We start from the raw sequence: 25,669 nt of genomic DNA, 5'->3' as shown, positions 1-25,669 counted from the left end.
TTTATGCCCCTGCGGGGCGGGCCCTCGCGTACGCCCCTGCGGGGCGGGCCCTCGCGCCCTTGGGGGAGCCCTTCGCGGCCCTTACGAGATGGGCCTTCTCGCGGTGCATCGGGCTGGCGTGTCTATGGCCACCCGAACCCCGGTAAGCATGGGCCGGGAAGCGTGGGCAACCATTCTCGACGGAGCACTCATGCGAGAACCGACGATTATGGCCGGTGGATCACCGGAGTTGGCCCCGCTGGGCAGAGATTCCCCCGTAATCACGAACTCGAATACGGAACGCATCACCCGAACCCTTCGCCCCTCCATGGGCCGGGACACCTACACCCGTCTCACACGCCAGCCGGTTAAGCCGGTCAAGGAGAACAAGCGCCGCGCACTCACCCGGTCCGTGGCGCGGTCGGCTTCTTCGGCTCCACCCGCCCATCGGGCTCCTACAATTCGCGTTGTGCCGTCGCATACGCGTTGCACCGTCGTCCCCCATAAGAGCCTGCAAGAGTTGCCGGGTAATCGCCCCAGGGCAGCCGCCCTCCGATGAACGTTGTGCCATCGCTGCCTGCAAGGGCGCGCAAGGGCCGAGGTCGGCCGCCCCGCAGGGGCAATCAAGGGTGGGTGGGTGGGAGAACCACCGGCTGTATGGACAGGGCGGTTGTGCGTAAGTCGGAGGGGGTCAAGGCGGATGAAGGGGTTCGGATGGTTACTGCCACGCCTGGGGTGGTTAGCCAGAAGGCTTCGGAGTCGTTGATGTATCCGTGATACCGGCCGTTTTGGAAGTGGTTCAAGGGCCACGTTGTCGGGTCTTGTTCGTGGTAGGCGGCGAGGAATTCGCGGAGGGCGGCGAGTGAAGTCAGGCGGGGGCCGCGCAGGATGGCGACTTTGAGGTTCACCTGGGTGACGTTCTCGCGGGAGGTCTCCCAGACGCGTGAGACGAAGCGGACGTCTTCCCATTCGTAACGGAAATCGGAGACCTCCTCTCCAGCCCTCACCGGAACATGCCGAATCGCGAAGCCATCCAACAAGCCCCCACCCCCAGAAGCCGCCACTGCCAGCACAGACCCAAGCGCGGCCACCAGCACCAACCGGCCGATCACCATGCGATTCCCCCAACGTCAGCGCCGACCCGCCGCAACCGCGACCTGGACAACCAGCAGGAACTCCGCCGAACCACCACGACTACGGCCCGGGCAACCAGCAGGAACTCCGCCGAACCACCACGACTGCGGCCTGGACAACCAGCAGGAACTCTGTCGAACTGCCACGGCCGCGGCTCGGACATCCCTACACGTCGGCGCTCAACCGGATCCGCGCCACCACATTGCGATGATCATTGCTCCCCGTATCCGCGACGATCCGCTCAAGGACCTCGAAGTCGTCCTGCCCCGAAGCCGTCTGCGCGTACAACCAAAGATCATCGATAGACCCCTTGGCCAGCAATTCAGCCCGTACCCGGGCGTCCAGCTCGTCTCGTTCCCGCCGAACCGCCGGCGCCTCCGACCGAGGCAACAACGGCCCCTGATAAAGCCGGGCGACCACGCGCATGTCCCCCTTGGCCAGCGCCCGCCGCACACTGAGCAGATCCGCCTCCACCTCCCCCACCAACCGGTACGGCTTGGCCGCCACCGCCCGGGAAAGCTGCGCCCGTAACCGATGGATCTCCGCCCGGATGGTCACCGGATTGCCCTCGTCCCCGTACAGCAGGAAGGACAACTGCTCAGCCGTGAGCCCCCGCCCGTACAGAGCCAGTAGCGCCACGATCTCCGCATGCCGTAACGACAACGGCACCCGGACCCCGTCCAGTTCCGCGTAGGGATGGTCGGTCCCCAGCAGGGTGAGACTCAGCCGAGGCGCGTCCGACACCCCGAACGGCATGATCAGGTACGCGTCCCCCAGCGACTCGACCCGCGCCGACCGCCCATCGGGCAGGACCAGACGATCCCCGTTCGCCGGCAGCATGAGCCGCTGCTCCCCACCGGCCAGCGCGATCCGTTCCGCCCCCGAGCCGGGCATCGCGATGCGTTCCCCGCCGATGACCCGCCCCGACGGCGTCACCAGCAGCCCGGACGCCCGTAACCGGCTCTGATGCCGCGCCCGGATGCGCTCGTCCGCCTCCCGCATCCGCAACGTCAGATGGCTCTCCGCCAGCCGCGCCGCCGCCCCCACCAGCGCCACCGTCGCCGGCGGCAGCGTCTCCGTGGTCCCGCTGATGTCGATGCACCCGAGCACGTCCCCCGTGTCCGGATCGATGATCGGCGCCCCCACGCACGACCAGTGGTGGAGCACCTCGATCAGGTGCTCGGCCGAGTACACGGAGGTCGGCCGTCCGGTGGCGAGCGCGGTGCCGATGCCGTTGGTGCCCACCGCCTCCTCCGACCAGGCGAACCCGTCGGCCAGGCCGATCATGTCCCCGTGCCGGAGCACGTCCCGGTGCCCGTCCCGCCACAGGATGTGGCCGTCCGCGTCGGTTATGACCATGATGTGCGCCGCCTCGTCGGCGATCTGCAGCACGGTGTGGCTGAGCAGCGGCAGCATTTCGCTCAGCGGGTGGGCCGACCGCGCGTCCCCGATGTCGGCCACGTCGTAGACGAGGGGCGCGGCCTGGACCCCGGGGTGGATCCCCGCCGCCAGTGAGCGGCTCCAGGACGCGGATATGACCGTCCGAGGAGTCTCCTCTTTCGGTGTATTTCCGGACATCACGGCCTCGTGTATCCGGTGGAGTCGCGTTTCCAGCGTTGTCATTCCCAAGCCTTCCCGGACAAGCGTGTGTGGACCGGAAGGGGGCTCGCAACCGATTCCGCCAATCTCCAGGAGTAACCGGTTGATCGCAACCTGTATGCAACGTTCAGCGGGTTACCTTTACCGCACCACAACGGGCCGCGGCCGACCCGGGGTGGTTGAGGCCGGGTTTCGGACGCTTGGAGGGGGGCCGGGACCCGGCCTGGGGCTTCTGCCGGAGAGGAACACACGTCGTGCGCCGGTGTTCAGATGAGCCGTGAACACCGTAGGCTCGTCGCGACGGCATGTCGCCATCCGGCTGAGGAGTGCACGATTGTGAACCCAGGAGATGTGAACCTGCAGCAGTTGCTGGAGCAGGCCCAGCTGGTGCAGCAGCAGCTCGCATCGGCCCAGCAGGAGCTGAACGACGCCCAGGTGGAGGGCACCGCGGGCGGCGGCATGGTGGTGGCCACCGTGAACGGCAGCGGCGAGCTGCTGGAACTCACGATCGACCCGAAGGCGATCGATCCGAGCTCTCCCGAGGAGACCGCGGAGACCATCGCCGACCTGGTCATCGCCGCCGTGCGGGACGCGGTCAGGGCCGCCGGCGAGCTGCAGCAGGAGAAACTCGGCCCGCTCGCGCAGGGCCTCGGCGGGGGCGGCTTCGGCCAGCTCCCCGGGTTCTAGCGGTCATGTACGAAGGCGTCGTCCAGAACCTCATCGACGAACTCGGGCTGCTGCCCGGGGTCGGTCCCAAGAGCGCGCAGCGGATCGCCTTCCACCTGCTCGCGGCCGATCCGGCCGAGGTGAAGCGGCTGGCGCACGCGTTGCTGGAGGTCAAGGAGAAGGTCCGCTTCTGCCGGGTCTGCGGGAACGTGGCCGCCGAGCAGGAGTGCCGGATCTGCCGTGACCCGCGCCGCGACCCCCAGGTGATCTGCGTGGTGGAGGAGTCCAAGGACGTCATCGCCATCGAGAAGACCCGGGAGTTCCGCGGCCGGTATCACGTGCTCGGCGGCGCGATCAGCCCGATCGACGGCGTCGGGCCCGACGATCTGCGGGTCAGGGAGCTGATGGCGCGCCTGGCGGACGGCGCGGTGACGGAGCTGATCCTGGCGACCGACCCGAACCTGGAAGGCGAGGCGACGGCGACATATCTCGCTAGGCTCGTCAAGCCCATGGGACTCAAGGTGACACGATTGGCCAGCGGTCTGCCGGTGGGCGGTGACCTCGAGTACGCCGACGAGGTCACTTTGGGCCGCGCTTTCGAGGGACGGAGGCTCCTGGATGTTTGACGAGTGGAACGCGCTGGCCGACCGGGTGGCCGGGCACGCGCAGAACTATCTGGACGGGTTGACCCGGCTGGCCAGTGGCGAGGGCGGGGACGCGATCCTGCCGCTGCTGCTGGTCGAGGTCGCCCAGGTGAGCCTGGCCGGAACCCAGCTCGCGGCCGTGCAGGACGTGATCCTGCAGGGCAACTTCGAGCCCGCCCTGGGCGAGGACCCCGACATAGATCCGCTGCGCGCGGCGCTGGTCGCCCAGCTGGGGCCGGTGGACGACTACGCCGAGGTGTTCGATCCGTACAAGGACACGGCGGTCACGCCGTACCGGTTGTCGGATGATCTGGCGGCGGTGGCGGCGGAGTTGATCCACGGGCTGCGTCACTACCGGGCGGGCCGGCCGCTTGAGGCGCTGTGGTGGTGGCAGTACTCGTACTTCAACATCTGGGGCAACCACGCGGGGGCGGCGCTGCGGGCTTTGCAGGCGCTGGTCGCGCACACCCGTCTTGACGTGGCCGAAGAGACTACCACAGTGTGAGTCGTCCCATATAGCGGACTAAACCCGTTGGCCTCGTGAGACGCGCCGATAGACTGTGAGCTCCACGTCCTGAATTTTGTACGGGAGACATTCCAGTGGCGCTCGTTGTCCAGAAATACGGTGGTTCGTCCGTCGCCGACGCCGCCTGCATCAAGCGGGTGGCGCAGCGGATCGTCGCGACGAAAAAAGCCGGCAACGACGTCGTGGTGATCGTCTCAGCGATGGGCGACACGACGGACGAACTACTCGATCTGGCGCAGCAGGTGTCGCCGCTCCCCCCGGGGCGGGAACTGGACATGCTGCTCACCTCCGGCGAGCGCATCTCGATGGCCCTGCTGGCGATGGCGATCGCCAACCTCGGCCACGAGGCGCGCAGCTTCACCGGCTCGCAGGCGGGCGTGATCACCGACTCCACGCACGGCAAGGCGCGCATCATCGACGTGACGCCGTCGCGACTGCGTGAGGCCATCGGGAACGGCTACATCGCCATCGTGGCCGGGTTCCAGGGCGTCTCGCAGGACACCAAGGACATCACCACCCTCGGCCGCGGCGGCTCGGACACCACGGCCGTCGCGCTCGCCGCCTCCCTGCAGGCGGACGTCTGCGAGATCTACACCGACGTGGACGGCATCTTCACCGCCGACCCCCGGATCGTCAGGCGGGCCAAGAAGATCCCGCACCTCTCCTACGAGGAGACGCTGGAGATGGCCGCCTGCGGCGCCAAGATCCTCCACCTGCGCTGCGTGGAGTACGCGCGCAGGTTCAACGTCCCGATCCACGTCAGAAGCTCGTTCAGCACCAGGGAAGGCACCTGGGTCTTCTCCGATCCCAAGACCGAAGGAAGCGAGATGGAGCAGCCCATCATCTCCGGCGTGGCCCACGACCGGAGCGAGGCCAAGATCACTGTGGTCGGGGTGCCGGACAAGGTGGGCGAGGCCGCCGCCATCTTCCGCACGCTGGCGGATGCCGAGATCAACATCGACATGATCGTGCAGAACGTGTCGGCGGCGGCCACCGGCCGTACCGACATCTCCTTCACGCTGCCGACGGCGGACGCGCAGACGGCGCTGACCGCGCTGAAGAAGATCCAGGACCAGGTGGTCTTCGAGAGCCTGCTCTTCGACGACCAGATCGGCAAGGTGTCGCTGATCGGCGCGGGCATGCGCTCGCACCCGGGTGTCACCGCCAAGTTCTTCGGGGCGCTGGCGGACGCCGGGGTGAACATCGAGATGATCTCCACCTCGGAGATCCGGATCTCGGTGATCGTCGGGCAGAACGAGGTGGACGCGGCGGTCAACGCCGCGCACTCGGCGTTCGATCTGGACGCCGACCAGGTGGAGGCCGTGGTGTACGGAGGGACCGGACGATGAGCAAGCCCACTCTCGCCCTGGTGGGGGCGACCGGTGCCGTCGGCACCGTGATGCGCGAGATCGTTTCGAGCCGCGCGGACATCTACGGCGAGATCCGGCTGGTCGCGTCGGCGCGCTCGGCGGGCAAGGTGCTGCCGGTCCGCGGCGAGGACGTGGTGGTGCGGGCGCTGACCCCCGAGGTCTTCGACGGCGTGGACGTCGCGATCTTCGACGTGCCGGACGAGGTCTCCGCCGAGTGGGTGCCGATCGCGGCCGCCCGCGGCGCCATCGTGATCGACAAGTCCGGCACCTTCCGGATGAACCCGCAGGTTCCGCTGGTCGTGCCGGAGGTCAACCCCGGCGACGCCGCGAACCGCCCGCTCGGCATCGTCTCCACCCCCAACTGCACGACCCTGTCGATGATGGCCGCCATCGGCGCCCTGCACGCCGAGTACGGCCTGCGCGAGCTGGTCGTGGCCTCCTACCAGGCCGTCTCCGGCGCCGGCGTGGCCGGTTCCGCCCGGCTGTACGACGAGATCGAGGCACTGGCCGGCGACCGCACCATCGGGCAGACCGCCGGGGACGTGCGCAAGGCCCTGCAGAACAAGCTCCCCGAGGAGTCCCCGTTCCCCGCCCCCGTGGCGTTCAACGTGGTCCCCTGGGCGGGTTCGCTCAAGGAGGACGGCTGGGCCTCCGAGGAGCTCAAGCTCCGCAACGAGTCCCGCAAGATCCTCGGCATCCCGGACCTGAAGGTCTCGGCCACCTGCGTCCGGGTCCCGGTGATCACCACCCACTCGCTGGCCGTGCACGCGACCTTCGCCGGCGAGATCACGGTGGCGGACGCGCACCGCATCCTGAACGCCGCCCCCACGGTGGTCGTGATGGACGACCCGGCCAACCACGTCTACCCGACCCCCGCCGACGTGGTCGGCACCGACCCGACCTATGTCGGCCGGGTACGGCAGGCGATCGACTTCCCGAACACGCTCGACCTGTTCGTGTGCGGCGACAACCTGCGCAAGGGCGCCGCCCTGAACGCCGCCGAGATCGCCGAACTGATCGTCACCACCGAGTTCTGACCGTGAACCGGGCCGGGGGATCGCTCCCCCGGCCCGGTCAAGGCCGGCTTTCTCGCCGTTATCCGGCGCCGGTGACGCAGGTGACGCGACTCGCCGCACCGGCGCCGAACCGGACGCACCCATCGCGTCAGAGGTTCCAAGGACCTGACCTTCGTCAGATCTTCCGGGCCCCGTTGAGGCCAGAGGCCCCAAGGCCCGGTCCAGGTCAGCGGTCAGTGCAACAGCAGGTCCCAGTGGTCCGGTTCGCGGGCGAGGATGTCGTTGTCCGGGGTCCGGTAGAGGGCCGCGCCGTCCCCACGCGTCCGGTAGAAGTCGTACTTTTTCCGGATGTATGAGTCGATGCAGTTGTTGTGTTTGATGTCGACCTTGTAGCCGTTGCCGTGGCTGTAGTGCCCGTGCGCGTGGCCGGTCTCGGTGCCGCCGGTGATGACGATCCGGCAGCCGCTGCGCTGCTTGAGGTCGATCGTCTTCATGAGCGTGCCGTACCGGATGGAGTGCAGGGACGTGCAGAACGGGCGGTTGTGGTCGGTGCACCGGCCGGTGGCCTGCCAGCCGATGCCGGCGCGGTGGATCCGCCGCATGGCGCGGTGATGGCTGATCCGCACGCTGGCCGCCTGCCGCTGCCACGTGGTGCGTTTGACCTTGCCCTTCCTTGCGGCGATCCGGCTGCGTTTGCCCCCCGTGGCCCTGCTCTCGGCGCGCAGCGCCTGGTACGGCGGGCGGATCTGGACCGAGGACGCCGGAGCCTCCCGGACCGGCAGGTCCTCGGTGAGCCGGCGGGCGCCCGCCGGGCTCGCGGTCATGGGTACGGTGGCCAGCACCATCATGGTCATTCCGGCGGCGCCCCACCAAGCAACACCTAAGCGCACCTCGGATCCCCCGTTACTCTCTGTCGTGGGGGAGTTGCCAAGAAGATCAATCCCACCGGGATGCGCTCGCCATCCCTGCGCGGCGTCAGAGTTTGCCCCAGGATGCGCATCATCTGGTGGGTCCATGACCTAACGGGGGCGGGAGTCGTACAGTGACCGGTGTGCCCGAGCCGCGTGTGAGAGCGTCCGAGAGGACCAGGGAGCTGATTGTGGAGACCGCTCTCCGGTTGTTCCGGGAACGGGGCTTCGAGGCGACCACGATGCGGGCCATCGCCGCCGAGGCGGGCGTCTCGGTAGGAAACGCCTACTACTACTTCGCGTCCAAGGAGCAGTTGATCCAGGCGTACTACGACCGGGCGCAGGCCGAGCACGAGGCCGCCTGCGCGCAGGTGCTGGCCACCGAGGGGCTGTTCGCCACGCGGCTGCGCGAGGTGCTGTGCGCGTGGGTGCGGGTGTCGGAGCCGTACCACGAGTTCGCGGTGAAGTTCTTCAAGCACGCGGCCGAGCCGAGCAATCCGCTGAGCCCGTTCAGCGCGGACTCGGCGCCGGCCCGGGAGTCCTCGGTCGCGATCTACCGGCGCGTGGTGGACGGCTGCACGGACCGGATGGACGCCGATCTCCGCGCGGAGCTGCCGGAGCTGCTCTGGCTGCTCTCCATGGGCGTGGTGCTGTTCTGGGTGCACGACAAGTCGCCGGGCTGCGAGCGGACCTACCGCCTGATCGACCGGACCGTTCCCCTGGTGGACCGGCTGGTGGGCCTGTCGTACCTGCCGGGCCTGCGCGGGGTGACGCGGGACTTCATCGAGGTCGTACGCGAGCTGCGCGAGTGAGGCCACGCCACGGGGCGGAACCTGCGCGGTGACATACCGAACGGTTGGTATGGTAGGCGAGGCGAAAGGATGGCGCTGTGGAGCGTTGGGGCATCACGATTCCGTACATGGGGAAGGCGCTGGACCGTGAGCTGGTGGCGGAGCTGCCGTCGCTGGGCTACACGGACGCCTGGTCGGCCGAGGTGAGCGGGAACGACGGGTTCACACCGCTGGCGCTCGCCGCCGGCTGGGCGCCGGAACTGCGGCTGGGCACGGCGATCGTGCCGGTGAACACGCGCGGTCCCGGCCTGCTGGCCATGACCGCCGCCACCGTCGCCGATCTCGCGCCGGAACGGTTCGTGCTGGGCATCGGCGCCTCCTCGCCCGTGATCGTCGAACGCTGGAACGCGGGCGAGTTCGTCAAGCCGTACGCGCGCACCAGGGACACGCTCCGGTTCCTGCGGGCCGCCCTGGCCGGGGAGAAGGTGACCGAGCGCTACGAGACCTTCGAGATCAAGGGCTTCAAGCTCGACCAGGCGCCCCGGATCGCGCCCAGGATCGTGCTGGCCGCGCTCCGGCCGCGCATGCTGCGGCTGGCCGCCGCGGAGGCCGACGGCGCGATCACCAACTGGCTGTCGCCGCAGGACGTGCGGCGGGTGCGGGCGGAGCTCGGCGACGGCACCGAGCTGATCGCCCGGCTGTTCGTGATCGTCAGTGAGGACGCCGACCGGGTCCGCGCGCTCGCCAAGCGCATGCTGGCCGCCTACCTGACCGTGCCCGTCTACGCGGCCTTCCACGACTGGCTGGGCCGGGGCGAGGCGCTCCGGCCGATGCACGAGGCCTGGGCGGCCGGCGACCGCCAGGCCGCCGTGAAGGCCATCCCCGACGAGATCGTCGACGAGATCGTCGTGCACGGCGACGCCGCCACCTGCCGGGCCAGGATCGCCGAATACGTCGCCAACGGCCTCACGACCCCGGTTCTCGCGCCGATTCCGACCGGGGAGACCCCGGTGGAGCAGCTCGTGCGCGACCTGGCGCCGCCGCGCGCCTGAGCGGAACGCCGGTGGAAAGTCGTTCGTTATCGGGGGGAATGCTCGGGTAAAGCACTCGTGAGTCCCCTGGAGGTCGGCCATGGCGAAGGCGCGGCGAGCGGCGCAGGTGTACCACGCGTACCGGGATGTCTCCCGGCCGGGCAGTCCTGGGATCATGACCCGGATCCGGGCCTTCCCCCGCATGATCGGCGGAGCGCTGCGGGGGGACTACCGCGGTCTGGGCAAGGGCAAGCTCACCATGATGGGCCTGGCCATCCTGTACATCGTCTCCCCCATCGACGTGATCCCCGACTTCCTGCTGGCCATCGGCGTGGTCGACGACTTCGGCGTCTTCCTCTGGCTGGCCACCAGCCTGCTCGGCGAGAGCGGCCGTTACGTCACCTGGGAGCAGGAGCGGACCCACCGGGCCGTGAACGGCTAGAGCTCCTCCATGCGCAGCCACGCCCGGGACGGGAGCGGGTGGCCGAAGAGGCGGGCGGCGTTGCCGTACGCGACCCGGGCGAGGTCGGCGGGGGGCAGGTTGCCGAGGCGGTGGGCGACGGCGCGCTGCGAGTCGGGCCAGGAGGATTCGGCGCGCGGGTAGCCGCTCTCCAGGAGCACGTGCTCCATGCCGACGGCCATGCGCACCCCGCTGAGCGCGGTGTCGTCCAGGGAGCCGAAGAAGAAGTTGCGCCGCAGCACCTCGCTGGGCTTGAGACCGCCCTCCCAGCCGGTCTCGCCGACCGGGTGGTCGAGGGCGTAGTCGGCGCGCTCGGAGAGCATCGGCAGCCAGCTGACCCCGCCTTCGACGATCAGGATGCGCAGCGAGGGGAAACGCAGCGGGACGCCGGACCAGAGCCAGTCGGCGCAGGCGAACATCGCGCTCGCCGGGATCAGCGTGGTGATCGCCTCGATGGGGGTGTCCGGGGACGGCACGGGCGCCCACGAGGAGCCGCCGGTGTGCAGGCAGACCACGGTCCCGGTCTCCTCGCAGGCGGCGAAGAACGGGTCCCAGTGCCCGCTGTGGATGGACGGCAGCCGCAGCCGCGTCGGGAACTCGGGGAACACCACGGCCTTGAAGCCGCGCGCCGCGTTGGACTTGATCTCCGAGGCGGCGACCTGCGGGTCGGGTAACCACGGCAGCTGGAGCGCGATGATGCGCTCGGGGTAGGTGCCCGCCCACACGTCCACGTGCCAGTCGTTCCACGCCTTGACCAGGGCGAGCCCGAGGTCCTGGTCACGCGTCCTGGCGAAGGCCATGCCGGCCTGCCCGGCCAGCATGCCGGGGAAGTTGACCGCCGCCCAGATTCCGGCACGGTCCATGTCCGCCACGCGCTCGTCGATGTCGTAGCACCCGGGGCGCATGTCGTCGAAGCGCACCGGGTCGAGCGTCCACTGCTCCCTGGGCAGCCCTGCCCCCACGTCGAGCCCCGCGCAGGGGTAGGTGGCACCGCTGTAGCGCCACACCTGGTGCCCGGAGTCGGTGTCCACCACCCGGGGCGCCAGGTCCTCGAACTTGGCCGGGAGCCGGTCTTCGAACAGGTCCGGCGGCTCGATGACATGATCGTCGGCTGAGATGATCACATAGTCCCGCCGCCTCGGCTCTGGGTCGGGAAGCAGCGGCGTGTTCACAGAAGTCAACGGTAGAGGCAAGGAATAACACCAAACAAGCTGCGAGGTCTCCGGTTGGTATCCGTTCGTTCACCCGCAACGTCTGAGGTCTTTCGTCCAGATCGGGGGCTAAGTCAAACCTTAAGGGCGAACGCGCGAGAAGGCGGAGAAATGCGGGTTCAGTGGGCCACGGATTGCGCGCTTTCCCGTTTCGATTCCTCGGCGGCCCGGAGGTCGCGCGCCTCCCGCCGGATCAGCAGCAGCCAGCCGCCGATCGCGATCCCGATGAACATCCACCACTGCACGCCGTAGGCCAGGTTCAGCCCACCGCCGTTCCCGGCGTCGGGCTCCGGCACCGGCTCCGGCGCGCTCGCCGCCGCGGGCTCCTGCCGGCTGAGCTCCACGAAGCCTCCGTACAGCCGGTACGGCAGCCCTGCCCCCAGCGTCGCGTCATTGATCAGCAGGATCTGCTGGGGCGGCAACCCGGCCCGGTCCGCGATCCCGGTCGACTCCTCGGTTTCGGCGGGCCGCAGCCTGCCGGTGACGGTGACCTCCCCGATGGGCGCGGCGGGCACCGTGGGCGTGCCGTCGGCGTCGGTCCCCGCCGGGACCCAGCCCCGGTTGACCAGGACCGCGCCGTCGCCGGTCTTCAGCGGCGTCACCACGTAGAAGCCGACCTGCTGGTTCTGGACGCGGCGCCGTACCAGCCATTCGTGGGTGGCGTCGAAGGTGCCGCGCGCCGTGACCGCCCGGTACTTCTCCCCGTCCGGTACGGCACGGCCCACCCCCGTCAGCTCCGCCAGCGGCACCGGCGCGGCGGCCAGGTTCGAGGAGGTGCGGTCGCTGGCGGTCGAACGTTCCTCGTACCGCCCGAACTGCCACCGCCCCAGGAACACGAACGCGGGAATCACCAGCAGCACCACGACGTGCAGGGCCAGCCAGCGCGGGGTCAACAGGAACCGGTACACGCCCACCAGCCTAGGGACACCCCCGGGTGCCCTGTCAGCCGACCGCCGCGGGCCGCCGCAGCCGTGCGCCCGGCCCCGGACGCGGGGACACCTCCTGGGGGCTGGCCACGTCGTGGCCGTCCGCGCAGTGCATGCGCTGTTCGATCAGGGCGCCGCAGCCGCGATGGGTGAGCAGGACAGGGGGTCCTTCGGGGTCGGCGACGTATCGGTCGCCCCAGTGCATCAGGGACACCAGGATCGGGTAGAGGTCGACGCCCTTCTGGGTCAGCCGGTACTCGTCCCGTTGCCGCTGGCCCGGTTCCTGGTAGGGCACCTTGCGCAGCAGCCCTTCCTCGACCAGGCGGGTGAGCCGGGCGCTCAGCACCTGCCGGGGGGCACCGGTGTTGGTCTGCAGGTCGGCGAAGCGCCGCACTCCGTTGAACGCCTCGCGCAGAACGAGGAACGTCCACTTCTCGCCCAGCACGGCAAGCGTTCGTTCGATCGAACAGTTATCCAGCCGGTACGCGCTCCGATCAGTCACGCCGTCCATGGCACGCATCGTAAGTCATTACCTCCCACGTCATCTGAGTCTACTTGACAGACCTAGGTGGACCCAAGGAGGCTGAGTTCATGCAGAGAACTCAGGTGGAGATCCGGCCCACGGACACCGATGACGAGGAGCGGGTGCGGGCGTTCCTGCTCGGGCTCTCCCTGCACACCCAGACGCACCGCTTCTTCGCAGGGCTGACCAGGCCGAGCGCGAGCATGCTCCGGGCGCTGCTGGCCCGCGACGACCGGCGGGACGCGCTCGTCGCCGTGCTCGGGGACCAGGTGATCGGGCACGCCATGGCCTACCGCGACGGCGTGGACGTGGAGATCGCCGTGGTCGTGACCGACGAGTGGCAGAACGTGGGCGTCGGGTCCCAGCTCGTACGCCGGCTGCTGCGGCGGGTGACCGGAGCCGAGTGGGTGGCGATGGACGTGATGGGCGACAACCGCAAGGTGCTCGCCATGGTCCGGCGGGCCTGGCCGCACGCCGTGATGACCGTTGACTCCGGGTCTGTTCAGGTCAGAGCGGAACTCACATTTGCAGAATAAGGTTCTGTTGGGCCACCATTGACAGTGTGAAGAGCGCGAAGAATGGTCGTGACGGCCGGACCCGGATCATCGAAGGCGCCTTGCGCAGGTTCAGCCAGGACGGCGTCTCCGCCAGCACGCTCGCCAGTCTCCGCGAGGAGAGCGGTGTCAGCGTAGGTAGTTTCTATCACCATTTCGCCAGTAAAGAGCACGTCTTCGGCGTGCTCTACGCGGAGACGCTGACCATGTACCAGGAGGCCTTCGTCGCCGAACTGACCCGGCACGAGGACGCCCGGTCGGGGATCGAGGGCATCGTCGCCCTGCACATGAACTGGTGCGGGGACCATCCCGAGCGGGCCCGCCTGCTGATCAGCGAGCGCCCGCCGCGGCGGGAGGAGCCGGGCGGGGCGGAGGTGGCCGAGTCCCGGCGGGCGTTCTTCCGCCAGGTCTCCGACTGGTGGCGGCCGCACATGAAGGCCGGCCTGCTCAAACCGGTCCACCCCACCATGTGCTACGTGCTGTGGCTCGGCCCCGCGCAGGAGATGTGCCGGCTCTGGTTCGCCGGCGCGCACCAGCCCACCGACGAAGAGATCAAGGGCTTGGGCGAGGCCGCCTGGGCCAGCCTCACCCTCTAAGCCGCGAGTTTGGTTTGATCGCGCGCGGGCGGCGCTAGATTGCTTCCCGTGAAAGCTCCATCTGACCTGCTGCGACGGCTTCGGGCCCGGTTCGATGAGACCGGCTACACGATCGACGGGGTGCGAGAGCGGCTGGGTGACGTGGCCGCCGCGGCACTCGCCCGGGAGGAGCTGGTGCCCGCGCTGCGGGCCACCAAGGACGTCGACCCGCTCGCCGCGCTGATCCGGCTCTGGTGGCTCGGTGTCCCGGTCAGTACGGCCGCCGCCGACCTCCCTCTCAGCGAACTCGTGCAGTGCGGCCTCCTGGTCAAGGTCGGCGACGCGGTCCAGGCCAGCGTCCACGTGCAACCCTGGGAGACCGGCGGCTACCTCGTCTCCGACCGCAAGGTACGGCCCGGCGACCCCGCCATCCGCCGCGACCACGTCGTCGGCGCGGGCGGCGCGTCCGCCAACCTGGCCCAGCTGATCACCCGCCGCCCGGTCGAGCGCGCCCTGGACCTCGGCACCGGCTGCGGCGTCCAGGTCCTGCACCTGGCCGAGCGCGCCGACCGCATCGTCGCCACCGACGTCAACCGCCGCGCCCTCGAACTCTCCCAGCTGAGCTGGGGCCTGTCCGGCATCGAGGACGTGGATGCCCGCAAGGGCCCGATGTACGACCCCGTACACGACGAGCGGTTCGACCTGATCGTCTCCAACCCCCCGTTCGTCATCTCGCCCAACGGGCGTTTCCCGTACCGCGAGTCCGGTTACCAGGGCGACGCCTTCTGCCACGAACTCGTACGGCAGGCCCCCGCCCACCTCAACCCCGGCGGCCACTTCCAGGCCCTGGCCAACTGGCTGCACGTCAAGGGCGAGGACTGGCAGGACCGGGTCGGCGGCTGGCTGGCGGAGACCGGCTGCGACGGCTGGGCCGTCCAGCGGGACGCGCAGGACCCGGCCGAATACGTCGAACTCTGGCTCAGGGACGCCGCCGAACAGGGCAGCCCGGCCTACCGCGACCGGTACGACGAGTGGCTGGCCTGGTTCGACGCGCAGAACGTCGTCGGCATCGGCTTCGGCTGGATCACCGTCCACAACTCGGGCACCCTCGATCCGGTCGTCCGGGTCGAGGAACTCTCCCAGCAGGTGGAACTCCCGGTCGGCGCCTACCTGGACGACGTGCTCGCCGGCATCACCGCCGCGCACCGCCTGACCGACGACGACCTGCTCGACCTGGCACTCAAGCTGAGCGAGGGCGTGCTGGAGGAACGCGTCGGCCCGCCCGGCGCCGAGGACCCCACCCGCATCGTGCTCCGCCAGACCCGGGGCCTGCGCCGCGCCGCCTCCGTCGGCACCGTCGAGGCCGCCCTGGCCGGGGTCTGCGACGGCGACCTGCGCCTGGGCCCGCTGCTGGGCGCGATCGGCGACATCATCGGCGAGGAGAACCTGGCCCCCGGCCCGCTCCGCGCCCTCATCGCCGAGGGCTACTTCCAGTTCTCGTAACAGGTCTCATAACAAATCCGTCGCCTCCGCAATCGGACGGCGATCGGACGTTGAGCTGCGCCGGGGAGGCTGGGCCTGGGCACGGACCCGGGGGGTTCGGGGTCCATGTCAAGTCCGGCCGGTCGTCGTAGTGAGGCGGCTAGCTGTCATGAGGCGCTCCGGATGACCGGGCCCCCCTAAGCGCCGATTGGGAGCTGACGGCCGGCCGGGCGCCCACCACCCATCCGCGCAGGAGGCCATGATGATCAATCACGTCCGGATGACGCGCCTGGACGACGAACTAGGTTTCGACCTTCTGGGCGAGGAGAGCGCGGACGTCGTCGGCCTCGGGCGAGCCGAGCCGGGTGAAGATGTCGAGGGCCTTCGTTAGGGCGTCGGTGCTCCGGGTGGTGCTGCCGAGACCGCGCAGCGCCTTGCCGAGGGCGGTCAGCGACAGCGCCTCGCCGTACGGGTGGGTGATCTCGCGGCTGACGATGAGGGCCTGCTCGGCGTGGCGCGCGGCGTCCTGGTAGCGCCCGGCGGCGATGAACGTGGTGGCCAGGCGTACGCAGACGCGCTGTTCCCAGACGCGCTGGTTGCTGGCCCTGAAATAGTCCAGGCACTCGGCGTGGTGCACGACGGCCTCGTTGAGCCGTCCGACCGCGGAGAGCACGATGCCCAGGTGGTAGCGGGCGCGGGCCACGCCGCCGCCGCTGCCGAGTTCGGTGAAGATGGCCAGGCCCTGCTCGGAGACGGCGATCGCGTCCTCGGGGCGGCCCAGGCCGAAGTGGTCGCGGGCCGAGTAGCTCAGCACGAGCGCCTCGCCGGCCACGTTGCCGACCTCGCGGTAGATCTTCCCGGCGCGGTCGAACCACTGGAGCGCCTCGGTGTGGCGGCGCTGCCGGCCGGCCACGACGGCGAGCGCGTTGCAGGTCTCCCCCAGCACGATGGAGTCGCCGCACTCCTCGGCCAGCGATCGGGCGGTCAGGAACTGCTCCTCGGCCTCGGCCATGCGGTTGGCCCCGAACAGGACGCGGCCCAGCACGTACCGGCAGCGCAGTTCGCTGCGCGGGTCGCCGGCCTGCCGGGCGGCGTCGATGAGCACGCGGGTGCGCTGGTCGAACTCGCGGCCGCTCGCGCCGGTCTCCAGCAGCGGCTCCATGGCCACCAGCAGGTCGGCGGCGGGCAGCAGGTCCTCGGCGGAGGCGGTGGCGGTGGTGGCGGTGGCGGCGGCTTGGCCGAGGACGGCGAACAGCGCCTCCCCCTCGGCGGCCAGCCACGCCACCGAGTCGTCGGCGGAGGTGAAGGAGTGCCCGCGATGGCCGATGACCTGGAGCTGGTCGGCCACGGCGCTGCCCTCGTAGGCCAGCCGGTGCGCCGACCGCGCGGTCGCCAGGTAGAACCCGAGCAGCCGCCGCAGCGCCCGCGCCTGCGTGGCCGGCTCGTCGGTGTCCTCCGACTGCCGTCGCGCGAACAGCTTCAGCAGGTCGTGGAAGCGGTACCGGCCGGGCGCGGGCGCCTCCAGCAGGCTGGCGTCCACCAGGGACTCCAGCACGTCCTCGGTCTCGACATGGCTCAGATCCAGGACGGCCGCCGCCGCGAACACCGAGATGTCCGAGCCGTTCGGCAGGGACAGCAGCCGGAACGCGCGCATCTGCCGGGGGTCGAGCTGGCCGTACCCGAGGGCGAAGGTGGCCGAGACCGCCAGGTTGCCGATCTTCATCTCGTCCAGGCGGCGGCGCTCGTCGGCCAGCCGGGGCACCAGCGAGGCGACCGTCCAGGACGGCCTGGCCGCCAGCCTGGCCGCCACGATCCGTACCGCCAGCGGCAGGAACCCGCAGGCGGCGACCACGTCCATGGCGGGCGCGCGCTCGGCGGAGACCCGCTCGACCCCGGCGACCGCGCCGAACAGCGAGAGCGCCTCGTCGGGCTCCATCACGTCCAGGTCGATGAGCCGGGCCGAGGGCAGGTCGGCGAGTTTGCCCCGGCTGGTGATGATGGCCGCGCAGCCCGCCGAGCCCGGCAGCAGGTGCTCGACCTGGTCGGCGTCGCGCGCGTTGTCCAGCAGCACCAGCATGCGCCGGTCGGCCAGCAGCGACCGGAACAGCGCGGCCCGGTCGGCCAGGCTGTCGGGGATGACGTCCACCGGGATGCCGAGCGCGCGCAGGAACGCCACCAGGGCGGTCTCCGGCGGGGTCGGCTCCTGGCCGTAGCCGCGCAGGTCGGCGTAGAGCTGGCCGTCCGGGAACAGGTCGTTCACGAGGTGGGCGACGTGCACCGCGAGGGTGGTCTTGCCGACGCCGCCGATGCCGGACATGGCCACCACGGGCACGCCGTCGCCGCTGCTGAGCAGCATGAGCATGCGGTTGACCAGCTGCTTGCGGCCGGTGAAGTCGGTGACCGCCGCCGGGAGCTGGGCCGGTTTGGGCATCTCGATGAGGAGTTCGGGTTCCTCGGGGGGCGCGAGCCGTACCGGATCGGGGGTTTTGGTGATGGTGAGAGCGGGGTCGGCGGCGAGGATGCGGCGGTGCAGGCCGGCGAGTTCGGCGCTGGGCTCGATGCCGAGTTCCTCGATGAGGGCGTGCCGGGTCTCGCTGAAGACGGCCAGGGCTTCGGCGGCCCTGCCGTTGCGGTAGTAGGCCAGCATCAGCTGGGCGCGCAGCTGCTCGCGCAGCGGGTGCTCGGCGGTGAGGGCGATCAGCTCGGAGACGACGCCGGCGTGGCGGCCGAGCGCCAGGTCGTACTCCATCAGGGTCTCGACCACGCCGAGCCGCCGTTCGATCAGGCGGTCCCGCTGGTGGTCGGCGTACGGGCCGACGGCGCCGGCCAGCGGCTCCCCGGTCCACAGGGCGAGCGCGGTACGCAGCGACTCGGCCGCCGCCGCGGTCTCACCCTTGCGGTGCGAGGTGTCCGCGTCGGCCGCGGCGCGCTCGAAGACGGCCAGGTCGAGCGCGCCGGGGGATAAGCGCAGCGCGTAGCCGCGGCCGACCGAGGTGAGCAACTCCGGCGGCGTACGCGGCGAGCGGTCCGGCTCCAGCACGGTACGCAACCGGGACACGTAGGTCCGCAGGGCGCCCAGCGCGCGCGGGGGCGCGTCCTCGCCCCAGATCGCGTCGATCATTTCGGACGGCGTGACCGCCCGGCCCTCGCGCAGCAGCAACATCGCCAGGATGGAACGTTGCAAGGGGGTGCCCAGGTCCAGTTCGACCTCGCCGGCTTCGGTGTCCCGCCAGGCCCGGACTGGTCCGAGCACGGCGAAGCGCAGCCCGTCCTCGGCACCGTGACCAGCCATTCGCCATCCTCTTTGCCCTATTGGCATGTTATTCGACCAAATGATAGATCCCACTGGGGCTGTCCAGTAGTGCGGGTTCCTCTCGTTAAATGCGCCGTTGGTTGTCATTCACCTTATTGATCGGGCGTTGATCGGTCGTTGAGCGGGCCGGTCCACGCTGTAGTCATGTGAGTCATGACCCCTGCGGGGGCGGTCATGGCTCGTTCACATAGGTGCTCGACGTGAGGTCCCTTCCCCCTCAGGAAGGGGCCTTTTCGCTGGTCAGAGGGTGTCTTGCAGGGCCCTGGTAAGGAATCTGTAAGTGGCCTGCAGGCGGGCGCGCCTACAAATGAGCCAACCCCGGAACGGGGCGATCGTCCTCAGATCACAAAGCAGGAGCATCCTCATGCGCGTCCGTCAGATTCTCGGCGCCACCGCCGCGACCGCGATCCTCGCCTTCGGTGCGATCGGTCTCACCTCCACCCCCGCCTCCGCCGCCCCCACCACCTCCGCCAAGATCGCCTCCGCGGACTGGGACTACGACGACGACTGGGGCTCGTACTGGTCCTGGAACCACAAGGCCAAGGCCAAGGGCTGGATCGAGGTCGAGTACGACCACCACGAGGACAACAAGGTCGAGGTCGGCGGCAAGGTGTACGACAAGGACCACCGCAACAGCAAGTGCGGCTACGTGAAGTTCCGGTCCTACGACTGGGACGGCGGCAAGTGGGACTGGGACCACGTCTGGGGCTACAAGGCCTGCGGCTGGGACAAGCCCTTCCACTTCACCAAGCACGACATCGCCAAGCTCCAGGTCCAGGTCTGCCAGATCAACAAGTGGGGCGGCGCGCCCTTCAAGTGCGGCCAGTGGAAGACCATCTACGACGCCTGGGACCACGACTACGGCTACGACTGGGACCACGACCACGACGACCACGACGACCACGACGAGGTCTGAGCTCTCCATAGCTAGCTGAACTTCACAGGAAACGCAGCGCGGCCCGTCCCCATTCGGCAGGGGGGCGGGCCGCGCTGTTTCCGGTCGCGAATAGTAGGGGTGGTCAGGCTGCTACCACGAGGCCGAGCCTCGCGTGGAGCCGTTCTCGGACCATCGGCCATTCGGAACGGAGGATCGAGTAGTACGCGGTATCTCGGACCGTATCGTCGGCGCCCCGGCTGTCCGCCCGTCGCACACCGTCCAGGTGCGCGCCGAGGGCCTCGATGGCGGCCCGAGATCGTGTGTTGCGTACGTCTGCCTTGAGGGTGATCCGGTGAACCTGCCAGGTCTCGAAGGCGAGGGTGAGCATCAGCAGCTTGCTCTCCCGGTTCACACCCGTGCCCTGGGCGCAGGCGCCCAGCCAGGTGTAACCGATGTCCGCCACGGACGGGACCTCGCCCACCACGCCCTTGGTACCCGGCGGCCAGGGCATCGGGCCCTGCCAGTACTCCAGGTGCATCAGACGGGTGGCACCGACCACGCGATCGGTGTGCAGCCACCGGATGGCGAAGGGCATCGATCGGCCCTCCGCCTGCTCAGCCATGGCGGCCTCCACGTAGGAGACCATGTCGTCCCGACCGGCGGGAACGCGAGTGAAGGTGTACGTAGAACGATCCTCACTCGCCGCTGTGACGAGATCGTCGACCACCGCGAGGCTGAGCGGTTCCAGGCGCACAGAGCGCCCGGACAGGGTGACAAAAGCGGGCATGAGCACATGATGGGGGCTCCATGGCATGTGTGGTACCAAATGACACACGACATCTTGTGGAGACTCTGGTTAATCACCGAGAGGAACCCCGAAACCGCAGCTCAGCCGGTGTGGATCGTATCTTGATCGGCCGTTCCGCAGGGTAAAGATTCGAGAAAGATCACGGAGTCGCATGGGCGGGAGTGAGAACGCCCATCCGGCGCCGTTCCGGCGCGCCCGCGGGGGCCAGTCCGGCTAGGGCGGATTCGAGATGGATGAGCGATTCGGCCACCCACGGCAGGGTGAGCGGATCGTCGGCGTGCAGGCAGGCGAGCCGCTGTTCGGGGGTGTCCCCGTAGAGCAGGCTGGTGGCCACCCGGACCCGTGGCGTGCGCGGATCGTCGCCGAAGGCGCTCCCGGGAAGCACGCCGACCCCGTGCCGTTCGATGAGGGTGTGCGCCAGGTCAGCCGAACTCTCGAACCCCGAAATTTCGGGATACAGGTAGAAACCGCCTTGGGGGGTGGCGACGGACGCGCCGGCCCTGCTGAATCGTTCGGCCACCGCGCGGGCCACCAGGCCGTGCAACCGCCGGGACTCCGCCACGCGTCGCACGATCTCCTCCGGCTCGGTCAGCGCGTACGCGGCGGCGTGCTGCACGGGGGCCGCCGCGCTGGACCAGATCTCACTGGCCACCGCGAGCAGCCGCGCCCGCAGCGCCCAGCCCGCCGGGGTGTGCGCCAGCCTCGCCGTCCCGAGCCGCCAGCCCCCCACGGCCAGGCTCTTGCTCAGCCCGCTGGTGATGATCGTCCGCTCCGGCGCCACCTCGGCCGGGCTCAGGTACTCCGCCCCCGGATCGTGCACCAGATCCCGGTAGATCTCATCCGAGATGATCACCAGATCCAGCTCGCGGGCGATCTCGGCCAGCCGCCGGATCGTGGCCGGGCGCGCCAGCCTGCCGGTCGGGTTGTCGGGCAACGTCACCAGCAACGACCGCACGGTACGCCCCTGAGCCCGCGCGTGCAGCACCGCCGAAGCGACCAGATCGGGATCGGGCGCCCCACCCTCGCCGGGAGGCGCCGGAACCAGGATCGGCCGGACGCCGATGATCTCCGCCTGGGCGGCGTAACTGACCCAGCTGGGCCGGGGCAGTACGATGTCCGCCGGGCCGTCCTTGCCGATGGTCAGCAGCAGCCCGAACAGCAGCGCCTTGCTGCCGGGGCCGCAGACCACCAGATCGGGGTCGGTGGGCAGGTCGCGCCTGGTCCAGTAGCCCGCGGCGGCCTCGCGCAGCGCGGGTGACCCCGCTACCTGGCCGTAGCCGTTCTCGCCGCTCGCCTCGGCCAGGCGGGCGCGCAGGGCCGGGTGCACGGGCAGGCCGGCCTCACCGAAGGCCAGGTGCAGGACCCGTTGCCCGGCGCGGCGTCTTCGCTGGATGTCCTCGTTGGCGGCCAGGGTGGCCGAAAGGGTAACGTGCATGTCTTTTCCTCCATCGCTAGAACGTTCCCAGCGTGAGGCGGAGGTGGCATCGCTACAAGCGAGGCTTTTCGGTGCCCGGCATAAGGAGATCTGATGCTCAGGGGGAAGCGCCGTGCTTGATCTGAGGCGGCTGACCTTGATCTGCGAGTTCGCCCGGCGGGGGAGCATCGCGGCGACCGCGTCCTCGCTCGGCTACAGCGCCTCGGCCGTCTCCCAGCAGCTGGCCGCGCTGGAGCGGGAGGCCGGGGTGGCACTCATCGACCGGACCTCGCGCAGCGCGGAGCTGACCGACGCGGGGCGGCGGCTGGTCGAGCACGCCGAGCGCATCCTCAGCCTGGTGGAGAGCGCGGAATCCGACCTGTCCAGCCACGCGGCCACCCCGTCCGGCCGGGTGGTGGTGACCGCCTTCCCGACCGCGGCCGTCGCGTTCGCGCCCGCGCTGGCCCGGTCGCTGCGGCGGCACCGGGAGCTGTCGCTGCGGCTGATGCAGAGCCGGTCCGGCCGGGGCATGCGGGAGGTCGAGTCCGGCGAGGTGGACATCGCGCTGGTGGACGACTGGTGGGGGCGGGTCCGCCAGCACGCCACGCTGACCGTGTTCCCGCTGCTCAACGATCCGCTCGTGCTGGCCGTACCGCGTCGCCACCGGCTGGCGGATCCGGACGCGGCGATCGATCCGGCCGAACTGCGGGACGAGGCGTGGATGGCCACTCCCGAGGGCGAGCCGTCCCGTACCGCGGTGGACCGGTTGCTGGCCGATGTGGGCGGCGCGCCTCCGGTGGCCTGGGAGTTCGAGGGGCTGGGGACGATTCTGAGTCTGGTGGCCAAGGGCACGGGGATCGCCGCCGTACCGGCGCTGTCGCTGGCGGCGGGGGTGCGCGGGGTCGTGGTCAGGGAGTTCCCGGGCGAGACGATCGAGCGCCGGATCTACGCCGTGGCCCGCGCCTCCAGCGTGCACCGCGCCTCGGTGGCCGCCGTGCTGCGCGCGCTGCACGTGGCCGCCGGGTATCTCGCGGCGGATCTGCCGCATCTCAGTCTGGCCGCGCAGTAGCCCCGCGGGACAGTAGGTTGAGCGGCGTGACGGATGCCCCCACCTATGACCTGGAACGCCTGCTCACCACCGCGGGCGGGGCGACGGTCGTCGCCGGAGTGGACGAGGTGGGCCGCGGCGCCTGGGCCGGCCCGGTGTCGGTCTGCGCGGTGGTGACCGACCTGTCCGAGCCGCCGGCCGGCCTCACCGACTCCAAGATGCTCACCGTCAAACGCCGCGCCGCCATGGTCGAGGCGATCGAGGGGTGGGCGGTGGGCATCGGCCACGGCGAGGCCGGCGTCGAGGAGATCGACACGCTCGGCATGACCGAGGCCCTGCGGCGGGCCGCCCGCCGGGCGCTGGAGGCCCTGCCGGTGCGGCCGGACGCGGTGATCCTCGACGGCAAACACGACTACCTGGGCCCGCCCTGGCCGGTGCGCTGCGAGATCAAGGGCGACCTCACCTGCGTCTCCGTCGCCGCCGCCTCCGTCCTGGCCAAGGTCCGTCGCGACACCCACATGGCCACCCTCGGCTTCGACGCGTACGGCTTCGCCGACAACGCCGGCTATCCGTCCCCCGCGCACCAGCAGGCCCTGGCCGAGCTCGGTCCCACCCCGCACCACCGGCTGTCCTGGTCGTACCTGGACGACCTGCCGCAGTGGCGGCACCTCAAGCGCCACCGCAACGCCCTGGCGGGCGAGGGTCAGCTGTCGCTCTTCGGCTGATCGCATCCGTGGCCCCACCCGGCTGGGCAGGGCCACGGGGGATCGGTTCAGCAGTCCACGAGTTCGGGCTTCTGGTTCAGGATCTGCGCCCGGGGGCTGGTGAACTCGGCGAGCGCGGCCGTGGCGCCCGGGTGGAAGACCGCGACGCGGTGGCAGTTCTGGAAGGCCAGGCGGATGCCGAAGTGGCGTTCCAGGGCACCGCGCATCGAGTCGCTGGCCAGGCAGCGCAGGAGCTGGCCACGGGCGGCCTCGTCCGGCGGTGCGACGAGGTTGTCGGCGAACTCGGCGCCGCTGGTGGCACGCTGCTCGACCAGGCCGCTGATCACCGACCAGGCGTAGGGCAGCGAGTCGCGTACGCAGGCCACGAAGGCCGCGTCGTCGACATCCCCTTCCGTGGCCTGGTCGAGCAGATCGCGGGAAACGGTCAGCGACATGTGCTTTCTCCTCTCAAAGAGATCTAACTGACTCAAAGAGATCCATCCGACGCTATGTCGGCATCTCGGTGCCTCCACCTGTCGGGGAGGAGACACTCGTATCCACTCGTTCAGGCCGTCAAGCCAGGGCGGGGGCAGGGCCGTAGGCGTGGTCGGGGTCGATCTGGGTCGTCAGGTCGGTGCCGGTGGCGCGGTTGGCCCAGGAGTGGGCGTTCTTCACGTGGAACTCGGCGGTCTGCCGGGCGAAGCGGTCCCAGTCCTTCTCCTGGGCGTCCACGGCGGCGCGCATGGCGGCCAGGGCCGCGAGGTTGCCGGGCTCCAGGTCCCGGAGCGTGAACGACCGACCTTGCTCCATGGCCCGTACGGCGGGGGAGTGCGACATCGTCGTGAGCAGGGCGTCGCCGACGTGGTCCCGCAGGAAGGCGACGTCCCCCGGCGACTGCACCTTGTTGCCGACGACCGCCAGCGGCACGTCGAACCCGGCCGAGTACTCCCGGTACTGCTCGTAGACGCGGATGCCCTGCCGGGTGGGCTCGGCCACCAGGAAGGTGAGGTCGAAGCGGGTGAACAGGCCGGAGGCGAAGGAGTCCGCGCCCGCGGTCATGTCCACCACCACGTACTCCCGCGGGCCGTCCACCAGGTGGTTGAGGTAGAGCTCGACCGCGCCGATCTTGGAGTGGTAGCAGGCCACGCCCAGGTCGTCGGCGTCGAAGGGGCCGGTGGCCATCAGGTGCAGGCCGCCGTCGCGGACGCCGAAGTTGTCCAGGAAGAACGCGTCGCCGACGCCCGGCCTGCGGGAGCCGCGGCCGGGCGGCGTGGTCTTGACCATGGCCGCCGCCGACGGGATGAGCGGGTTGTCGCCGCGCAGGTAGTCCTTGATGTCGGTGAGGCGGGCGCCCATCGGCGGGGGCGTCGTCTCGACGCCTAGGGCCAGGCCGAGGTGCTGGTTGATGTCCGCGTCGATGGCGACGACCGGGCCACCCGTCGTCGCGTACCTCGCGAAGAGGGACGACATGGTGGTCTTGCCGCTGCCGCCCTTGCCGACGAACGCCACTCGCATGAGCGCACTCCTGAGTGAATGTGAAAACCGTTTCCACTGTCAGTCAGCATCATGCCACAGGTCGGGGCGGCCTGGGGAGGCGGTACTTCGGGCTGGATATCGCGGTAATTGTGTTAGCAGTCGGAAATCAACGAAAACGCTGGGGCAGGGCCATTCAGAGGCCCTTCAAAGGCTTCATTGGTGATGGAAGTGGACGTTTATCTTTCTAGGTTTTGAGCTCGAAGCGCAGGGTAGGTCTGGCGCTGTCGCAATGAGCAGCCAATTGAGGTCGCAGACCTTTCACCCCCGAATTGGCCGGCAGGCGGTGGACGTCGTTAAGGGGGAAGTGTGTACCGATTCTGGGATGTTCAGGCGAGTTGGGGGGCTAAGCGCCTCCTCGCTCTCCTGACTACCTACGTGCTCACGCTCGTCGAACTCGCGCGAAAGGTTCTTCCGAAGCGCGCGGAATTTAGCAAAGGCGTAGCTGGTCAGGCTATGTCCGAAACCCGGCGACCGGCCCTTTTTCCGAGTTCACCGCGTTGGCCGGCCGGGGAGCGCTCGGCTCGCGGCCGGTGGGCCTACGGGGATCTGGCCTCGGAAATCCCGGTTCCAGGGA

General features: G+C 69.8%; 25 protein-coding genes. 14 read left to right on the top strand and 11 right to left on the bottom strand.

Translation table 11 applies throughout. The annotated features are described in order from the left end of the window. Positions 1-602: 602 nt before the first annotated feature. The gene (locus Aph01nite_RS26100) at positions 603-1,094 is read right to left on the bottom strand and encodes a hypothetical protein (protein ID WP_204043626.1); all 492 of its coding nucleotides are present in this window, start codon (positions 1,092-1,094) and stop codon (positions 603-605) included. Positions 1,095-1,278: 184 nt separating this feature from the next. Continuing rightward, the gene (locus tag Aph01nite_RS26095; protein ID WP_507762535.1) at positions 1,279-2,736 is read right to left on the bottom strand and encodes a helix-turn-helix domain-containing protein; all 1,458 of its coding nucleotides are present in this window, start codon (positions 2,734-2,736) and stop codon (positions 1,279-1,281) included. 312 nt (positions 2,737-3,048) lie between these two features. Between Aph01nite_RS26095 and Aph01nite_RS26090 the strand changes: the two genes are divergently transcribed. The 5 genes from Aph01nite_RS26090 (at position 3,049) to Aph01nite_RS26070 (ending at position 6,955) form a co-directional block, all read left to right on the top strand. Further along, positions 3,049-3,399, top strand: a complete 351-nt coding sequence (locus tag Aph01nite_RS26090) for a YbaB/EbfC family nucleoid-associated protein (protein WP_204043624.1) — start codon at positions 3,049-3,051, stop codon at positions 3,397-3,399. 5 nt (positions 3,400-3,404) lie between these two features. Further along, on the top strand, positions 3,405-4,004 hold the full coding sequence (gene recR / locus Aph01nite_RS26085) for a recombination mediator RecR (protein WP_204043623.1): 600 nt from the start codon (positions 3,405-3,407) through the stop codon (positions 4,002-4,004). After that, positions 3,997-4,527 (top strand): DUF5063 domain-containing protein, encoded by a 531-nt coding sequence (locus Aph01nite_RS26080; RefSeq protein WP_204043622.1) that lies wholly within the window; start codon positions 3,997-3,999, stop codon positions 4,525-4,527. Before recR ends, Aph01nite_RS26080 begins: the two co-directional genes overlap by 8 nt. 95 nt (positions 4,528-4,622) lie before the next feature. After that, positions 4,623-5,897: an aspartate kinase gene (locus Aph01nite_RS26075; protein ID WP_204043621.1), complete on the top strand. Its 1,275-nt coding sequence runs from the start codon at positions 4,623-4,625 to the stop codon at positions 5,895-5,897. Further along, entirely contained in the window at positions 5,894-6,955 is a 1,062-nt protein-coding gene (locus Aph01nite_RS26070; RefSeq protein ID WP_204043620.1) for an aspartate-semialdehyde dehydrogenase, read from the top strand. Before Aph01nite_RS26075 ends, Aph01nite_RS26070 begins: the two co-directional genes overlap by 4 nt. 212 nt (positions 6,956-7,167) lie before the next feature. On the opposite strand, the gene Aph01nite_RS26065 is transcribed toward Aph01nite_RS26070, so the two are convergent. Continuing rightward, on the bottom strand, positions 7,168-7,824 hold the full coding sequence (locus Aph01nite_RS26065) for a hypothetical protein (RefSeq protein ID WP_204043619.1): 657 nt from the start codon (positions 7,822-7,824) through the stop codon (positions 7,168-7,170). Positions 7,825-8,033: 209 nt separating this feature from the next. On the opposite strand from Aph01nite_RS26065, the gene Aph01nite_RS26060 reads away from it, so the two are divergent. The 3 genes from Aph01nite_RS26060 to Aph01nite_RS26050 all read left to right on the top strand — a co-directional run bounded on the left by Aph01nite_RS26060 (position 8,034) and on the right by Aph01nite_RS26050 (position 10,106). Next, entirely contained in the window at positions 8,034-8,654 is a 621-nt protein-coding gene (locus Aph01nite_RS26060; protein WP_239161983.1) for a TetR family transcriptional regulator, read from the top strand. 77 nt (positions 8,655-8,731) lie between these two features. Beyond that, positions 8,732-9,685 carry an LLM class F420-dependent oxidoreductase gene (locus tag Aph01nite_RS26055; protein WP_239161982.1) on the top strand — a complete coding sequence of 318 codons (954 nt, stop codon included), beginning with the start codon at positions 8,732-8,734 and terminating at the stop codon, positions 9,683-9,685. Between the two features lie 79 nt (positions 9,686-9,764). Continuing rightward, positions 9,765-10,106 carry a YkvA family protein gene (locus Aph01nite_RS26050; RefSeq protein ID WP_204043618.1) on the top strand — a complete coding sequence of 114 codons (342 nt, stop codon included), beginning with the start codon at positions 9,765-9,767 and terminating at the stop codon, positions 10,104-10,106. Here the strand turns inward: Aph01nite_RS26050 and Aph01nite_RS26045 are convergent. The 3 genes from Aph01nite_RS26045 to Aph01nite_RS26035 all read right to left on the bottom strand — a co-directional run bounded on the left by Aph01nite_RS26045 (position 10,103) and on the right by Aph01nite_RS26035 (position 12,772). After that, a complete protein-coding gene (locus Aph01nite_RS26045) occupies positions 10,103-11,296 on the bottom strand; it encodes an amidohydrolase family protein (protein WP_204043617.1) in 1,194 nt (397 codons plus the stop codon). The two genes, Aph01nite_RS26050 and Aph01nite_RS26045, sit on opposite strands and share 4 nt — an antisense overlap. A gap of 158 nt (positions 11,297-11,454) precedes the next feature. Beyond that, positions 11,455-12,243, bottom strand: coding sequence for an SURF1 family cytochrome oxidase biogenesis protein (locus Aph01nite_RS26040; RefSeq protein ID WP_204043616.1), 789 nt, complete (start codon positions 12,241-12,243; stop codon positions 11,455-11,457). Positions 12,244-12,277: 34 nt separating this feature from the next. Beyond that, positions 12,278-12,772, bottom strand: a complete 495-nt coding sequence (locus Aph01nite_RS26035; RefSeq protein WP_204043615.1) for a winged helix-turn-helix transcriptional regulator — start codon at positions 12,770-12,772, stop codon at positions 12,278-12,280. Between the two features lie 80 nt (positions 12,773-12,852). Here Aph01nite_RS26035 and Aph01nite_RS26030 point away from each other — a divergent pair, with 80 nt between their 5' ends. From Aph01nite_RS26030 to Aph01nite_RS26020, 3 genes are read left to right on the top strand one after another with little or no spacing between them, the layout of a single operon-like run. Then, positions 12,853-13,320 (top strand): GNAT family N-acetyltransferase, encoded by a 468-nt coding sequence (locus tag Aph01nite_RS26030; RefSeq protein WP_204043614.1) that lies wholly within the window; start codon positions 12,853-12,855, stop codon positions 13,318-13,320. A 26-nt stretch (positions 13,321-13,346) separates the two neighbouring features. Then, the gene (locus Aph01nite_RS26025) at positions 13,347-13,934 is read left to right on the top strand and encodes a TetR/AcrR family transcriptional regulator (protein WP_204043613.1); all 588 of its coding nucleotides are present in this window, start codon (positions 13,347-13,349) and stop codon (positions 13,932-13,934) included. Positions 13,935-13,973: 39 nt separating this feature from the next. After that, a complete protein-coding gene (locus tag Aph01nite_RS26020) occupies positions 13,974-15,416 on the top strand; it encodes a DUF7059 domain-containing protein (protein WP_204043612.1) in 1,443 nt (480 codons plus the stop codon). 280 nt (positions 15,417-15,696) lie between these two features. Here Aph01nite_RS26020 and Aph01nite_RS26015 read toward each other — a convergent pair whose 3' ends face one another. Further along, positions 15,697-18,687 (bottom strand): AfsR/SARP family transcriptional regulator, encoded by a 2,991-nt coding sequence (locus Aph01nite_RS26015; protein WP_204043611.1) that lies wholly within the window; start codon positions 18,685-18,687, stop codon positions 15,697-15,699. Between the two features lie 385 nt (positions 18,688-19,072). Here Aph01nite_RS26015 and Aph01nite_RS26010 point away from each other — a divergent pair, with 385 nt between their 5' ends. Then, positions 19,073-19,624 (top strand): hypothetical protein, encoded by a 552-nt coding sequence (locus Aph01nite_RS26010; protein ID WP_204043610.1) that lies wholly within the window; start codon positions 19,073-19,075, stop codon positions 19,622-19,624. A 103-nt stretch (positions 19,625-19,727) separates the two neighbouring features. On the opposite strand, the gene Aph01nite_RS26005 is transcribed toward Aph01nite_RS26010, so the two are convergent. Beyond that, a complete protein-coding gene (locus tag Aph01nite_RS26005; protein WP_204043609.1) occupies positions 19,728-20,372 on the bottom strand; it encodes a GNAT family N-acetyltransferase in 645 nt (214 codons plus the stop codon). 160 nt (positions 20,373-20,532) lie between these two features. Next, positions 20,533-21,828 (bottom strand): pyridoxal phosphate-dependent aminotransferase, encoded by a 1,296-nt coding sequence (locus tag Aph01nite_RS26000; protein WP_204043608.1) that lies wholly within the window; start codon positions 21,826-21,828, stop codon positions 20,533-20,535. Positions 21,829-21,940: 112 nt separating this feature from the next. Between Aph01nite_RS26000 and Aph01nite_RS25995 the strand changes: the two genes are divergently transcribed. Further along, positions 21,941-22,876 carry a LysR family transcriptional regulator gene (locus Aph01nite_RS25995; RefSeq protein ID WP_204043607.1) on the top strand — a complete coding sequence of 312 codons (936 nt, stop codon included), beginning with the start codon at positions 21,941-21,943 and terminating at the stop codon, positions 22,874-22,876. 17 nt (positions 22,877-22,893) lie between these two features. Further along, entirely contained in the window at positions 22,894-23,580 is a 687-nt protein-coding gene (rnhB, locus tag Aph01nite_RS25990; RefSeq protein ID WP_204043606.1) for a ribonuclease HII, read from the top strand. Positions 23,581-23,627: 47 nt separating this feature from the next. Here the strand turns inward: rnhB and Aph01nite_RS25985 are convergent, their stop codons facing one another. Both Aph01nite_RS25985 and Aph01nite_RS25980 read right to left on the bottom strand, forming a co-directional pair. After that, positions 23,628-24,014, bottom strand: coding sequence for an SCO5389 family protein (locus Aph01nite_RS25985; RefSeq protein WP_204043605.1), 387 nt, complete (start codon positions 24,012-24,014; stop codon positions 23,628-23,630). Between the two features lie 118 nt (positions 24,015-24,132). Next, a complete protein-coding gene (locus tag Aph01nite_RS25980; protein WP_204043604.1) occupies positions 24,133-25,074 on the bottom strand; it encodes an ATP-binding protein in 942 nt (313 codons plus the stop codon). Positions 25,075-25,669 lie beyond the last annotated feature (595 nt).

It is taken from the genome of Acrocarpospora phusangensis (assembly GCF_016862995.1).
Taxonomy (GTDB): Bacteria; Actinomycetota; Actinomycetes; order Streptosporangiales; family Streptosporangiaceae; genus Acrocarpospora; species Acrocarpospora phusangensis.
Note: the sequence above shows the minus strand (reverse complement) of the source record. Positions and strands in the feature narration are given on the sequence as shown.

Excerpts from the sequence above, each read along its gene's own strand:
- Aph01nite_RS26000 (WP_204043608.1), bottom strand. The coding sequence starts at position 21,828 with ATGCACGTTACCCTTTCGGCCACCCTGGCCGCCAACGAGGACATCCAG.
- Aph01nite_RS26010 (WP_204043610.1), top strand. The coding sequence starts at position 19,073 with ATGCGCGTCCGTCAGATTCTCGGCGCCACCGCCGCGACCGCGATCCTC.
- Aph01nite_RS26100 (WP_204043626.1), bottom strand. The coding sequence starts at position 1,094 with ATGGTGATCGGCCGGTTGGTGCTGGTGGCCGCGCTTGGGTCTGTGCTG.
- Aph01nite_RS26030 (WP_204043614.1), top strand. The coding sequence starts at position 12,853 with ATGCAGAGAACTCAGGTGGAGATCCGGCCCACGGACACCGATGACGAG.
- recR (WP_204043623.1), top strand. The coding sequence starts at position 3,405 with ATGTACGAAGGCGTCGTCCAGAACCTCATCGACGAACTCGGGCTGCTG.
- Aph01nite_RS26080 (WP_204043622.1), top strand. The coding sequence starts at position 3,997 with ATGTTTGACGAGTGGAACGCGCTGGCCGACCGGGTGGCCGGGCACGCG.
- Aph01nite_RS25980 (WP_204043604.1), bottom strand. The coding sequence starts at position 25,074 with ATGCGAGTGGCGTTCGTCGGCAAGGGCGGCAGCGGCAAGACCACCATG.
- Aph01nite_RS26005 (WP_204043609.1), bottom strand. The coding sequence starts at position 20,372 with ATGCCCGCTTTTGTCACCCTGTCCGGGCGCTCTGTGCGCCTGGAACCG.
- Aph01nite_RS26070 (WP_204043620.1), top strand. The coding sequence starts at position 5,894 with ATGAGCAAGCCCACTCTCGCCCTGGTGGGGGCGACCGGTGCCGTCGGC.
- Aph01nite_RS26050 (WP_204043618.1), top strand. The coding sequence starts at position 9,765 with ATGGCGAAGGCGCGGCGAGCGGCGCAGGTGTACCACGCGTACCGGGAT.
- Aph01nite_RS25985 (WP_204043605.1), bottom strand. The coding sequence starts at position 24,014 with ATGTCGCTGACCGTTTCCCGCGATCTGCTCGACCAGGCCACGGAAGGG.
- Aph01nite_RS26035 (WP_204043615.1), bottom strand. The coding sequence starts at position 12,772 with ATGGACGGCGTGACTGATCGGAGCGCGTACCGGCTGGATAACTGTTCG.
- Aph01nite_RS26095 (WP_507762535.1), bottom strand. The coding sequence starts at position 2,736 with ATGACAACGCTGGAAACGCGACTCCACCGGATACACGAGGCCGTGATG.
- Aph01nite_RS26015 (WP_204043611.1), bottom strand. The coding sequence starts at position 18,687 with ATGGCTGGTCACGGTGCCGAGGACGGGCTGCGCTTCGCCGTGCTCGGA.